The following is a 13,381-nucleotide window of genomic DNA, read 5'->3' as shown; positions in this document are numbered from 1 at the left end:
ACCCCCTACCCCCCAAGCCCGAACACCTGCGCCGCAGCCCCATCGCAGTCATAAATCTGCAGCAGATCCCCCGCCTTCTCACCGTTGTTCGGATCGTCCAGGCACCGCCCCGACTGCGGGTTCAGCAGCGACCCGTTCGCCTGCGTCACCCACGTCTGCGAGCCGCTCCCGTTGCAGTCGTACAACTGCACCGGTGTCCCGTTCGCCGTCCCGCCGTGGTTCACGTCGAGGCACTTGCCGAATACGCGGATCGTCTGGTCGCCCGGCGTGTACCAGCGCTGCGCGTCCGTCTGGTTGCACGTCCACAGCTGCGTGCTGGTCGCGTACGACGGGTCGGCGCCGGCCACGTCCACGCACAGCCCGCCAGGCCCGTTCACCGGCCCGGGCGGCAGCTTCCACACCTGCGGCGCGGCCGCGTTGCAGTCCTGCAGTTGCAGCTGGACCGCACCCGGAGTCGTGTTCCCGCCGGGCACCGTGAGGCAGCGCCCTGACTGCGGGTTGACCAGCTCGCCGTTGCTCTGCGCGACCCAGTTCTGCGACCCGGTGGTGTTGCAGTCGTAAAGCTGGATGGCGGTCCCGTTGGCCGTGCCGGCGTTCGCGGCGTCCAGGCACTTCCCAAGCACCCGCAGCGTGCCCCCAGTGGTCCCGTTGGCCGTGTAAGTGAACTGCTGCGCTGTACTGTGGTTGCACGTATACACCTGCATCGCCGTGCCGTTGGTCGTCGTACCGCCACGCGTGTCCAGGCACAGGCCCGCGTCGCCGATCACCTCCCCGCTCGTCGGGTTCGCCGTCGCACTCCCGGTCAAACTGATCGTGTGCGACGACCCGACCGGCAGCGCGCCGGTCGTGACCGTCGTCGTCCGCAGGTTCGGGTTGTACGCCCACGCCGTCTCCGGCACCTGCGCGCCGTCGACGAACACCGCCGTCGGCGCGACCGTGTTCGACAGCCGCAGCGTGTACGAACGCTGCGTCGCCGCGCCGCTGAAGCCGCCGGTGTCGGCGCCGACGGTCAGCGTCCGGGAGCCGTCGCTCCAGGAGATCGGCGTGGTCGTGGACTGCCCGCTCCGATAGCCGTTGCCCTCGCCGGCGTCCTGGTAGAGCGGGAACGACCCGTCCGCCCCGGCTGCGACGGAGAGCGTGACCTGCGTCAGCGGCGAGGAATTCGCGTCCGGCACGTAGTTGGCGCGCTGCGGCATGATGCCGCCGCTCTTGATCAGCACCGGCATCTGCGACAGCGGGTCGGTGATGGTCACGGTGGTCGGTCCGGTGTAGCTGGTCCCGGTGAAGTAGTCGGTCCAGGTGCCCGGCGGGATCCACGCGCTGACGGAACCGTTTCCGTTGGCGTCGCTGGCGCTGGTGATGGGGGCGACGAGCACGTTGTCGCCGTACAGGTACTCCTGCTTGAAGCTGTACGCCTCATTGCTCGCCGGATAGTCCAGATACAGGGGCCTGATGATCGGCACGCCGGTGGCGTTAGCCTGCGCCGCCAGCGTGTACGTGTACGGCACCAGCGCCTCCCGCAGCCGCAGGAACCGCTCGGCGCTGGCGTCGGCGGCCGCGCCGTAGTTCCACGGCAACCGGTCGCCGTGGTCCGAGTGCAGCCGGTCGACCGGCTGGAAGGTCCCGAGCTGCACCCACCGCGCGTACATGTCGTCGGCCAGATGGTTGCCGTGGAAGCTGCCGATGTCGTTGCTGACGTTGGAGATCCCGGCCGCGGCCTCGTCCCCGGCGAACTGCGCCTCCAGCGCCATCATGGCCCACGTGGCCTCGGTGTCGCCGGTGAACTGCATGGTGTTGCGCCGCTCGGACCACGGCCCGAGCGCGTAGTTGCCGTTGTCCCCGGCCTGCGACGAGGAACCGATACGGCCGAAGGAGAAGCCGCGCAGCCCGCGCGCCGTGCCGTCCTGGGCGTACGCCTGGTTGATGAAGTTGCCCGGGGCGACGTGCGGGTCGCTGGCCGTGGAGTTCCCACAGCCGCCGCAGTAGTCCAGCCACCACTCGCGCACGCCCTGCTGCTCGAAGGGCTTGTGCAGGTTGAAGTACGCCGCCAGCTGGTTCGGGTTCGACCAGTCGAACTCGTAGTCGCCGGAGCGCGTGACGTCCGGGGACAGGCCGCCGGCCGTGCTGTTCGCGCCGGTGAACTGCGGGTCCGAGCCGGAGATGGCGGTGTGGATGTTGAGGGACGTCTCCAGCCCCTGTTGCTGCGTCCAGCTCATGAACGCGTTGGAATCAGGGAACAGGGAACCGTTCCAGTTCCAGCCGTCCCACTGGTTCGGGGCCTTCCAGTCGGTGTCGATGACCAGCCAGTCCAGCGGCGTGAACGTGCTGCGGAAGGTCGGCAGCAACGTGTTCTCGTAGTCGGACGTGCTGTAGCCGTAGTAGCGCGAATACCAGACGCCGTAAGCGGATTCCGGCAGCAGGTTCGTGTTGCCCGTCAGGGCATTGAGATCGGACAGGCCCTGCTTGTAGTTGGTTCCGTACCCGAAGAAGTACCCGTCCTGATACGGCTGCCCGCCGTGGCCGGGCCGGTCGGTGACCGTGCCGTCGGCGTTCAACAGCGCCGAGCGCGAGTCGTCCAGCAGGTACCAGCCGTCGCGGTCCAGGATCCCCGGCCGCTCTGTCGCAGTGGCAGGGTTCTGGTTGTCCAGCGAGCTGGACCAGCCGCCGAGGGTGTCGGTGGGGCCGGCGCCGTAAGCGGTGGTCAGCAGCGCGCTGGAGGCGCCGGGTGCGGGGTAGCCGGCGCCGGAGGCGGTGACGGCCAGACTGTCCAGGTTCACGTTGGCGCTGTCGGAGGCGTTCTGCACGATGCCGATGCTGTTGACCCCGGCGTTCAGCGTGACCGGCACCGACACCGTGGACCAGGTGTCCCACGAACCGGTGACCGGCATGCTGAGCGTCGGTCCCGGCACGCCGTTGACCGTGGTCGACAGCGTGCGCGTGATGCTCTGGCCGTCGCCGCCCTGGGCGTTGGCGTAGCGGACGCTGAGTTGGTACGTCCCGCTCGACGGCACGGCCGAGACGTCCTGCTGGACCTCGCTGTGCACCTGGTTGAAGCCCGCGACGAAGCCGGATCCGGTGTGGTTGTTGTGGTCGTAGGCGGCCATCGCGCCCCAGCTGAGCAGGCCGTCCTCGGCTTCGCACGCGGTACCGAAGGCGCAGTAGGACGGGAACGATGGCGCGGCGGTCGCGTTGGTGCCCGAGACCGTGATCGAGGTGTTGGCGGCGGTGAAGGGTCCGCTGCCCTCCTTGTAGCGAAGGGTCACGGATCCGGTGTCGATCACGCGGTAGCCGCCGCTGACCGACGTCGTGAACGGTACGGACGGAAACGAGCGGTTTACAGCGTTGAAAGTCGCAGCGTCCTGGAACTTGTTGTCCCCGGCATATTCCATGCGGACCAACGTCGGAGTGAGCACCTCGAACCGGGCGCTGCCGTCGGTGACCGCGGTCGACGCGGCTGTGGCCTGGGCTTTGCCGCCGGCGCCGACCGCAGCGCCGACTGCGGTGGCGGCGGCCGGCGAGTACAGGGCCGAACCCGCCAGGGCGAGGAGGCTGACGGTGACCGCCAGCCGGGCTCTTCGTTTCATGCCTGATCAGCTCCATCCGGTGGCTTTGACAACGTTGAAAACAACGTTGTAATAGGCATTTAACAGACAGTCAGCCGATGAGCAAGGGGTGAAAGTCAGGACGCTGTGACGCGGGGCTACTGCCGGTTCAGCTCCGCGAGATAGCCGCCGACAGTCATCTGCATCGAGCCGTTCTGGTTCAGCGTGTAGATCTCGTCGGCCAGGATCGGTATGCAACCGGAGCTCGCGGTGCCCGGCACGTAGCGCAGCACCATGCGGCTGGCACTGGCGGACACCAGGGAGGTCTTGATCGTGCACGTCTGGCCGTTGCCGCCGTCGTTGGCGACGGTACCGACCGGGTCGCCCATGCGTCCCTGGGCCACGGTGACCGTCATCGGCAGCGGATAAGGGAGCTGCGATCCGGTGACCGTGCCCTGCCACGTTCCGAGGTAGCTGCTGGGGATCGCGCCGCCCGTGGATCCCGTCGAGCTCTGCTTTCCGGCCTGCGCGTTCGACGTCGGCGTGCTCCCGCCGCCCTGCCGCTGCGACGACGTGTCAGAGGACGAAGACTGCGATACGGCGATGGCGATGGCCGCCACCACGACGACCGCACCCGCGCCGATCGCCGCGATGAGCGGCCCGCGCCGCTTGGGGCTCGGCGGCGGCGGGTTCCGCCATGCGGGAAGGGCCGAGCCGGTCATCGTCGCCACCGCGGTCAGCGGGGCTTCCGTCGGCGGCGGTGTGAAGGACGGTTGCGTGAAGGCCGGCTGCCCTTGGTATCCAGGCGCCAGGAAACCCTGTGGCGGCAACTGGTTCGCTTCTGCCATCCGCAGCGAATCGTTGGCTGCCGCCTGCTGCGGATGAAGCGTCGGGGTCGGGGCTTGTGCCGAGGGATCGGCTTGCGCCGCGTCGGCGCTGGGGTCGGAGTCGAGGTCGGAGTCGAGGTCCAGAAGCTCCACGGCCAGCCGGCCGACCGACGCTGAGATGGCCGGGGGCAGCCAGCCTTCGCCACCGAGCCGCATTCTGTCCCCACCGGCCTCCAAGCCGATGCGCAGCTGGTCGAGCGTCGGACGTGCGGCAGGGTTCTTCGCCATGCACGCCGCGACGAGCGGACGCAGATCTGGAGCGAGTCGACTCAGATCAGGGTCCTCATGTAGCACCCGGTACAGCAGCGTCGCCACCGGCAGCTTCTCCCCGAACGGCGACGCGCCGACTGCCGCGAACGCCAGCACCGCACCGAGCGAGAACACGTCGCTGGCCGGTCCGGCCGCCGTGCCCTGCGCCTGCTCCGGCGACAGGTACCCCGGCGAGCCCACGAGCAGGCCGGTGCGGGTGAGCTGCACCGCGGCGTCCAGCGCGCGGGTGATGCCGAAGTCGATGAGCCGCGGACCGTCCAGCGCGAGCAGGACGTTCGACGGCTTCACGTCCCGGTGCACGAGCCCGAGCTTGTGCACGGCGTCCAGCGCCTCCGCCAGACCGGCTCCCAGCGCGCGCACCGTCGCCGGCGGCAACGGGCCGAACTCCTTCACCGCCGCCTGCAACGAGGGCCCGGCGACATACCCGGTCGCGACCCACGGCTGCGGCCCCTCGGTGTCGGCGTCGAACACCGGCGCCGTCCACCGCCCGCCGACCCGCCGCGCCGCGGCCACCTCCTGCCGGAAGCGCTGACGGAACTCCTGGTCGTTGGCGTAGTCCGCGTGCACACGCTTGACGGCCACCGTCCGACCCCCGGCGGTGCGCCCGAGGTAGACCAGGCCCATCCCGCCGGCGCCCAGCCGCCGCAACAACCGGTACTGCCCGATCCATCGCGGATCATCAGCCGTCAGCTGTTCCATCCCCGAGTGCTCCCCTCAAGCCCGGCGCACCGAGGAGGCCCGTCTCATCGGTCGGCGTCGCGGCAGACACGACGACCATAGTGCACGTCAGGAGGCGCTTTGAGGAGAGACCGGCGCTCGGCTCCGGGTCAGCGGATCCCCAGCTTCCGCATGAATCGCAGGCCCTTGACGGTCTTGTCGACCTGCTTGGTCCAGTCGGTGTCCGGCGGGTTCGTCAGCACCTGCCTCTTCAGAACGGCCACGTTCTGCACGTCCGTGTACTTCAGCATCCCGGCGTCCCCGTGCCGGCTGCCGACCCCGGACGCCTTGAAGCCGCCGGACGTGCTCTTCTTCGACGCGTAGGACGCGGCCAGGCCGTCGTTGACGTTGATGTTGCCGGCCTCGATCCGGCGCCCGACGGCCTCGGCGGCCTTCCGGTCGCCGCCCCACACGCTGGCGTTCAGCCCGTACTCGGTGTCGTTGGCCATCGCCACGGCGGCGTCGACCGATGAGTAGGGATAGATCGCGGTGACCGGTCCGAACGTCTCGGCCGTCGCCAGCGTCATGTCCGGGGTGACGTCGGTGAGCACGGTCGGCTCGAAGAACGCCGGGCCCAGATCCGGCCGCGCCTTGCCGCCGGTCAGCACGGTCGCGCCCTTCGCGACCGCGTCGTCCACGTGCGACTGCACGCGCTCGCGCTGCGGCACCGACACCAGCGAGCCCATGTCCGGCGAGAAGTCGTAGGCTGCCGCGACCCGGATCGCCTGCACGGCCTGGACGAAGCGCTTGGTGAACTCCTCCCGGCGCCGCTCGGAGACGTAGATCCGCTCGATGTGCATGCAGGCCTGGCCGGTGTTCAGGAACGTGGCGGTGACCGTGCCCGCGATCACCTCGTCCAGGTTCGCGTCGTCGAGCACGATCAGCGGGTTCTTGCCGCCGAGTTCGAGCGTGCAGCCGATCAGGTGTTGTCCGGCCTGGGCCCCGATGATCCGGCCGGTCGCGGTGGAGCCGGTGAACATGACGTAGTCGGCGCCGTCGATCAGGGCCGCGCCGATATCAGGGCCCTCACCGCAGACGATCTGCACCAGCCCGGCCGGCATCCCGGCCTCGTAGAGCAGGCCGACTCCGTAGGCGACGTTCAGCGTGGACTTGTTGTCCGGCTTCAGCACGGCGCCGTTCCCGGCGATCAGCGCGGGCATCGCGTCCGACAGGCTGGTCGCGAACGGGAAGTTCCACGGGGATATCAGCCCTATGACACCCTTGGGGATCCGCACCTCGGTCGAGGTCGATACCAGCGGTACCACCCCGCCGTGCTTGCGCTCCTTGAGGATCCGCGGCGCGGCCTTGATGTAGTGGCTGGTGACCATCAGGACGTCGCAGGTCTCTTCGAAAGCCATCCGCCGGGCCTTGCCGGTCTCGACCTGCATCAGGTCCGCGACGACCAGGCCCCGCTCCAGCAGCAGCGCGTGGAACCGCTTCATCACGCCGGTACGCCGCTTGAGGGGCCAGGAAGCCCAGACCGCCTGCGCCGTTCGGGCTGCGGCGTAGGCGGTCTGGACGTCGGCGGGGTCGGACTGCGGGAGGTCCACGACTGTGTCGCCGGTGTAGACCTCGGTCACCGCGTACGTGCGACCGCTGGTGGAGACGACCATGCCGGTGAGCTTCGCGAGCAGTTCAGAGGTGACTGACGGCGGCAGACTCATGGCCGAACTGTAACTCGTTCTAGTTGTGATGTCTCCAGTCGCGCGGCTCGGAAATGCGACTCGGAAACGGCGCGGCTCAGAAGTGGCTCGGCCTTGGAAGCTGCGCGGCTCAGAACTGGCGCGGGTTGCAGACGGCGTCGGCCATCTCCTTCTGCCACCCGATCATGTCCGACGCGGGCACGAGCCCGTTGGTGATCCCGGGGGCGGGCATCAGCGGCAGCGAGATGTCGACCGTCTGCGTCCCCCACGGCCGGTCGACCCGCAGCGCCACCGGGAACGGGTCCGATGAGACCGCTGCGCAGTCAGTGACCTGATAGGCGACCTCCACGATCGCGATCTGGCCCGGATGCAGGTCGAACGGCACGGCTGTGCTGCCCTGGAGGTCCAAGTCCTTCGGGAGCCCTTCCGGGCCGTTGGGCCGGACCAGGTGCAAACCGGGGCCGTCCTTGCCGACGCTGGTCACGTGGATCGTGGTCCAGCCGTTGTTCTGCACTGCGACCTGTCGAGTGAAGAACTTCGTCTTCGGCGAGGCCGCGCCGGAGTCGCTGGAATCGGCGGAGTAGTCGACGTGGGCCTGGACCACGCCGGAGCGGTCGATCGTGAAGCCGGCGATCAGCACGGCGACCGCCGCCGAGGCCACCGCGAGCGCCCGCCGGCGCTGGGCGCGGCTCATGGTCCCGGCGTTCGGATCCAGTTCCGCCCAGACCTCGTCGCTCACCCACCGCGTCTGTGTCCGTGTCATGCCTACCCCCTGATGGCACCCGGGCCGAGCCGTTCTCGGCGTGGACAATGTAGCAATGTCTCGCTACATTGACCAGCATGCTGCCGACGTCCTTCATCGCCGTGCTCGGGCTGAGCTTGGTCGTATTGCTCCTGATGACTGTCTATGCGGCGGTGGGCCCGGTTCCGCGCCGCCGCGTCGAGGAGTTCGCCCGGCTGCACTCGCTGCGGGTGACGGTCGGGAACGGGAACCAGATCATCGCCTACCGGGCGACCACCCGCAGGTGGCGGGCCGCCGGGTTCACGGTCGGCGTGCTGGCCACCTTCCACACCGGCGGGACCTACGGCCTGGCGTTCCAGTGGGCGCTGGCCGGCTGGTTCGCCGGCGCCGCCGTCGCCGAACTCCGGGTCGCGCACCTGGACCGCGGGCCGCGCACGTCGGCGTCGCTGGCGTCCCGGCGCGCCGCCGACTATCTGCCGTGGGCCGGACGCCGGGCCGTGCCGGCGGCTATGGTCCTGTGCGTGCTGACCGCCGTCTTCTGCTTCGCCCGCCGTGGATCCCACCCCGAGGGCGATATCAGGGTCATGATGACATGGACGGTCGCCGGACTCGGCGTCGGCGCCGTCGCGCTCGCGGCGCAACGCCACGTCCTGCGGCGTCCGCAGCCGCTGGCCGAGCCGGACCGGATGGCCGCCGACGACGCGATCCGCTCCCGGTCGCTGCACGTGCTCGCCGCGGCCGGGATGGTGCTGGTCGGCTCGTGCGTCGGGTCCCAACTGGCTGCGGCCGACGTCATGATGCACAACCACGTGACAGGGATGTTCGGTGCCCTGTTCGGCATCGGCTTCCCGATCGTCGGACGGATCCTGGCCTACTGGCCCTCGCCCCCGCACGGCTCGGTTTCCGGGCCGGCCGCTCCGGAAGCCGCATGATCGTCGAGCTCGACGACGCCAGCCCGGTCCCGCCCTATGAGCAGATCCGGGCCCAGGTGGCGGCGATGATCGGCTCCGGGGCGCTACCGCCGGGCACCCGCCTGCCGCCGATCCGGCAGCTGGCCGGGGATCTCGGGCTGGCCGTGAACACCGTGGCGCGGGCCTACCGCGAGCTGGAGGCCGGCAGCCTGGTCACCAGCCGGGTGCGGACCGGCACGGTGGTCGCGCCCCGGAGCCCGCGCGACGCCGACGACCGCACCGTCGCCGACACCCGCCGTCTCCTGACCGAGGCGGCGCGGTCCTTCGCCGCCACCACGCGGCGGCTCGGCATCGCCGACGGCGACGCGCTCGCGGCGGTCGCCGCGGAGCTCAGCGGCGACTCAGCGGGTTGAGGTTTCGGGAAGCATGACGCTGACGCCCGACGTTGACGGATGCGGAGCATTCGACAACTGCCATCAGGCACGGAAGAGGGTCAAGAATGGCGAACACCATTGTCATCGGCGGTACCGGCGGGCTCGGGCAGGTCATCGCCCAGCGTCTGGCCGATCGTGGGGACGATCTCGTCATCACCAGCCGGGACCTCGCGCGGGCCGAGGAGGCGGCGGGCAACATCAAGGGCGCGGCCCGGGGGCTGGCGGTCGATCTGTCCGAGCCGGCCAGCATCGTGGAGGCCCTGGCCGATGTTGAGGAAGTGGACAACCTCGTCATCGCCGGCATCGAGCAGACGCCGAACACGCTGGCCTCGTTCGACGTCGAGGCCGCGGTGCGGGTGGTGACGATCAAGCTGGTCGGTTACGCCGAGGTGGTGCGGGCGCTGCGGCCGCGGTTCCGGCCCGGCGCGTCGGTGGTGCTGTTCGGCGGCGTGGCCAAGGACAAGCCGTATCCGGGTTCGACGATGGTGACGGTCATCAACCAGGGCGTGTCGGGACTGGCGAAGACGCTCGCGATCGAGATCGCGCCGCACCGCGTCAACGCCATCCACCCGGCGGTGGTGGGGGACAGCCCCAAGTGGCGCGACTTCAAGGACCACCCGGCTGTGCCCCGGACGCCGATCGGTCGGCTGGTCACCATGGACGAGGTGGCCGGGGCCGTGGAGTTCCTGCTCACGAACACCGGGATCAACGGTCAGGACCTGGTCATCGACGGCGGGGTTCAGCTCACATGATCGGGCGCTGAGCGGCCGTCGCTCGTCTTCGTGTCCTGTTACTCACGGCGTGAGGACGATGCGGCCGAAGACCGAGCCGTCGTCCATCAGGCGGTGGGCGTCAGCAGCCTGATGAAGCGCCATCACCTGGTGGACGACGGGATGCAGGTTTCCCTTTGCCGCCGCCTCGAACTGCTCGGCGCGGGCCTGGTTCCACGTGTCGATGGGGACGGTGTCGAGGCTGAACGTCGCGAACGAGCGTGACTGCCGGAACGCTTGCAGGAGCCGCATTCCGAAGTCCGCCGGCGGCATGCCCGCCACGACGCCGACGAGGACCAGGCGGCCGTTGGGGTTGAGGCGGTCGATGAAGTCCGGGACGGCTTCGCCGCCGACGATGTCGATGATGACGTCGAAGGTGTCTGATTCGGTGCGGTGGTCCTGGCTGCTGTGGCTTCTGTTTCCGGCCCGGTCGAGGACGAGCGTCGCGCCGAGGTCGCGCAGCCGTCGCCCGCGTTCGGCGTCGGAGGTGGTGACGGCGACGGTGCTCGCGCCGCCGCGGGCGGCCAGTTCCACGGTCGCGATGCCTATGCTGCCCGCCGCACCGCGTACGAGCACTGATTCACCGGCGGTGAAGTGCGCGTGGGCCAGTGCGAAGTGCGCGACCGGGGCCGCGCTGCCGAGGGTCACGGCGTCGATGAAGGAGAGTCCGTCGGGCAGGGCGGTGATGCGGTTGAGGTCGGCGGTGGCCAGGTCGGCGTAGGCGCCGCTGGTGCCGGTGAACGCCCACACGCGGCGTCCGAGCCAGGCCGGATCGATGCCGTCGCCGACCGCCGTGATCGGGCCCGCGACTTCGCTGCCCGGGATCAGGCCCTCGGTGAACCCGAAGGTGCCGAGGGTTCCGCGACGGATCACGGCGTCGACTCCGCCGACCCCGACCGCTTCGGGCGTGATCAGGACCTGGCCCGCTTCGGGGACCGGATCCGGGACTTCGCGTACCGCCATTCCCGAGGGGTCTCCGAACTTCTCGATCACGACCGCGCGCATCATCGTCTCCTTCTGGTGGTCAGTGCTGAGCCTCTGATCAGCTACGATTCGAACGTAGTGGACGCCTGCGTCCACTTAGCGGAAGTGAGAACGATGAGCGGAGAAGTGACTCAGAAGCTTCGCGCCGACGCGCAGGAGAACCGCGACCGGATCGTGGAGGCCGCTCGCGCGTTGTTCTCCGAGCGCGGTCTCGAAGCGTCGATGCGCGAAGTCGCGCGCGCCGCCGGGGTGGGGCCGGCGACGCTGTACCGGCGGTTTCCGACCAAGCAGACGCTCATTGACGGCGTCTTCGCGGACGAGCTGCGGGCCTGCCGCCAGATCGTGGTGGATGGATGCGCCGATCCGGATCCGTGGCGCGGTTTCGCGTGGGTCGTCGAGCACTTGACTGTGCTCAACGCGCAGAACAAGGGGTTCATCGACGCGTTCATGTGGGCTAGCCCTGAGGCGCCGGTGTTCGCCCGGCATCGTGCCTCGCTGTTGCGCGAGCTCCAAACGCTCACCGCTCGGGCCATGCGCGCGGGCCGGCTGCGTCACGATTTCGTTCTCGACGACTTCGTGCTCGTCTTGCAGGCCGGTCGGGGACTGTCGGCGACCCGGCCCTCCGACCGGACGCTGGCGGCTCGTCGCTTCGCCGCGCTCGCGCTGGATTCGTTCCGGGAGAGCGAGACGAACGGCGCGTTGCCCCGTAAGCCTTCGCTCGTGGCGGAAGCGATCCGCGTTCCTCAGTGAATCGCGGTGTCGAACACCTCTTCACTGTCAGCGATCACCCGGATGCTCTGAGCTCTTGACGGGATCGGCGCGGGTCGCGAGGATCGCGGATATCAGAGCTCTGTGATGAGCTGTCGATCTCCGGAGGGGGACCTGCCATGGCCAACGATTTCGTGCCGCGTGAACCCGAGATCGAGTTCTACGTCGAGACCGAGAAGGACGTGACCGGCAGCGCCGGCGATCTGATCCGGCACGAGGCGATCGAGCCGGGGGAATACGCGTTCGTCGCCGGCGCGGGCGCGATGTACCGGGTGCTGTACCAGTCGACGAGCGGCACCAAGGCGCGGCTCGGGCAGGCGATCGCGGTGTCGGGGCTGATCGCCTTCCCCGACGGCCGCGCGCCGGTCGGCGGGTGGCCGGTGGTGAGCTGGGCGCACGGCACGGTCGGGAGCGCCGACGAGTGCGCGCCGTCGATGGACGCCTACGTCGACGCGGAGCCCGGCGACGAGGGCCTGGGCCTGCTCCGCAAGATCAACCGGGCTCCGCACCGGCTGCTGAGCGGGCTGATGGCCGCCGGCTGGGCCGTGGCGATGACCGACTACGAGGGGCTGGGCACCCGCGGCAACCACCCCTTCCTGCTCGGCGAGTCCGAGGGGCGCGGCGTGCTCGACATCGTCGAGGCGGCCCGGCAGCTGGCGGTGCTGACCGACCGGCCGCCGCTGTCGGAGCGCTACGCGATCGTCGGCCACTCCCAGGGCGGCCAGGCCGCACTGTTCGCGGCGCACCTGGCGACCCGGAGTACGGACCCTTACTCGGCGCATGGCGCCCTCGCAGGCGTCGCCGCACTAGCGCCGGCCTCCAACCTGAAGGGGACGCTGAACCCCTTCGACGACCCCGGCCTGCTGCTCGCGTACCGGCACCCGCAACCCGTCGGCGACCTGGGCGGCTTCTACGCGCTGTTCAGCAACGGCGTCTTCGGCGGCGACCCGGACATCGAAGCCACCGAGATCTTCCAGCCCGACGCACTGAACAAGTACCGCGACGACTTCGACACCAAGTCCCGCGCAGAGCTGAGCCTGGACGACTTCTGGATGGAGCGCGCCCCGCTCGACGCCGACGAACCGGAGAACGGCATCTTCCGCTCACCGACACTGGACCCCTCCAGCCCCCGCGCGAGGGCCTGGAACGCCTACTGGAGGCAGGTCGACGGCTTCGACCCGGCCAAGCAGATCAGGGTGCCGATCCGCGTCTCGCAGGCACTCGGCGACGAGCGGGTCAAGGCGGACAAGACCCGCCGACTGATCGCCGAGCTGCGCAGGATCAACGGCACGGACTCGGTCGCAGAGCTCTACTACGGAGTGCTGGCCGGACGCCCGGATCCCGCATCGCTGGGGGACCACTTCGCGCTGCTGGTCGACGAGAGCGAGATTCAGGCTGTGGTCGACTGGCTTGATGAGTTGTAGGGGCTGGCGCCGGGCGCGAGATCAGGCGGCGGCGGGCTGGCGGGCTGGCGACCTGGGCCGGTGCTGAGGCAACGAGGGCGGCGCTGGCCGGCGGGCAGCAGCACGGGCTGGCGTGCTGGCGATCGGCGGCGGCTGCTCGGCGGCCTCGGTCAGCGCTGCGGGCGACAGCGGCGGTGCCGCTCGGTTCGGGCCGGAAAGTCGGCGAGTGCTGGCTGGCGGTGCGGCGTGTCGGCCCCACTCCAACCTCACACCGCCAAATCCCCCTTCACACCGCCAAATCCCCCACCTC

10 protein-coding genes are annotated in these 13,381 nt (G+C 69.7%); 5 read left to right on the top strand and 5 right to left on the bottom strand.

Annotation, left to right across the window (positions count from 1 at the left end):
* Positions 1–5: 5 nt before the first annotated feature.
* The 4 genes from GWK61_RS45615 to GWK61_RS45600 all read right to left on the bottom strand — a co-directional run bounded on the left by GWK61_RS45615 (position 6) and on the right by GWK61_RS45600 (position 7,822).
* Positions 6–3,584, bottom strand: coding sequence for a ricin-type beta-trefoil lectin domain protein (locus GWK61_RS45615; protein WP_194918967.1), 3,579 nt, complete (start codon positions 3,582–3,584; stop codon positions 6–8).
* Positions 3,585–3,700: 116 nt separating this feature from the next.
* A complete protein-coding gene (locus GWK61_RS45610) occupies positions 3,701–5,398 on the bottom strand; it encodes a serine/threonine-protein kinase (protein WP_194918965.1) in 1,698 nt (565 codons plus the stop codon).
* A 128-nt stretch (positions 5,399–5,526) separates the two neighbouring features.
* On the bottom strand, positions 5,527–7,080 hold the full coding sequence (locus GWK61_RS45605; protein ID WP_194918963.1) for a succinic semialdehyde dehydrogenase: 1,554 nt from the start codon (positions 7,078–7,080) through the stop codon (positions 5,527–5,529).
* A gap of 109 nt (positions 7,081–7,189) precedes the next feature.
* On the bottom strand, positions 7,190–7,822 hold the full coding sequence (locus tag GWK61_RS45600; protein ID WP_194918960.1) for a hypothetical protein: 633 nt from the start codon (positions 7,820–7,822) through the stop codon (positions 7,190–7,192).
* Positions 7,823–7,899: 77 nt separating this feature from the next.
* On the opposite strand from GWK61_RS45600, the gene GWK61_RS45595 reads away from it, so the two are divergent.
* From GWK61_RS45595 to GWK61_RS45585, 3 genes are all read left to right on the top strand, one after another.
* Positions 7,900–8,733, top strand: a complete 834-nt coding sequence (locus GWK61_RS45595; protein ID WP_194918958.1) for a hypothetical protein — start codon at positions 7,900–7,902, stop codon at positions 8,731–8,733.
* Positions 8,730–9,125 carry a GntR family transcriptional regulator gene (locus GWK61_RS45590; protein WP_194918957.1) on the top strand — a complete coding sequence of 132 codons (396 nt, stop codon included), beginning with the start codon at positions 8,730–8,732 and terminating at the stop codon, positions 9,123–9,125. The genes GWK61_RS45595 and GWK61_RS45590 overlap by 4 nt, the downstream gene beginning before the upstream one ends.
* Before the next feature lie 86 nt (positions 9,126–9,211).
* On the top strand, positions 9,212–9,898 hold the full coding sequence (locus tag GWK61_RS45585) for an SDR family NAD(P)-dependent oxidoreductase (protein ID WP_194918954.1): 687 nt from the start codon (positions 9,212–9,214) through the stop codon (positions 9,896–9,898).
* 42 nt (positions 9,899–9,940) lie between these two features.
* Here GWK61_RS45585 and GWK61_RS45580 read toward each other — a convergent pair whose 3' ends face one another.
* Complete coding sequence (locus GWK61_RS45580; protein WP_194918952.1) at positions 9,941–10,921, bottom strand: zinc-binding dehydrogenase; 981 nt, start codon at positions 10,919–10,921, stop codon at positions 9,941–9,943.
* Between the two features lie 93 nt (positions 10,922–11,014).
* On the opposite strand from GWK61_RS45580, the gene GWK61_RS45575 reads away from it, so the two are divergent.
* Positions 11,015–11,650, top strand: coding sequence for a TetR/AcrR family transcriptional regulator (locus tag GWK61_RS45575; protein ID WP_194918950.1), 636 nt, complete (start codon positions 11,015–11,017; stop codon positions 11,648–11,650).
* Positions 11,651–11,787: 137 nt separating this feature from the next.
* On the top strand, positions 11,788–13,092 hold the full coding sequence (locus GWK61_RS45570) for a lipase family protein (RefSeq protein ID WP_194918948.1): 1,305 nt from the start codon (positions 11,788–11,790) through the stop codon (positions 13,090–13,092).
* The last annotated feature ends 289 nt before the right edge of the window (positions 13,093–13,381 follow it).

The sequence above is a fragment of the Catenulispora rubra genome (assembly GCF_015356825.1).
Lineage (GTDB): Bacteria > Actinomycetota > Actinomycetes > Streptomycetales > Catenulisporaceae > Catenulispora > Catenulispora rubra.
This window is presented reverse-complemented; position numbering and strand designations above follow the sequence as displayed.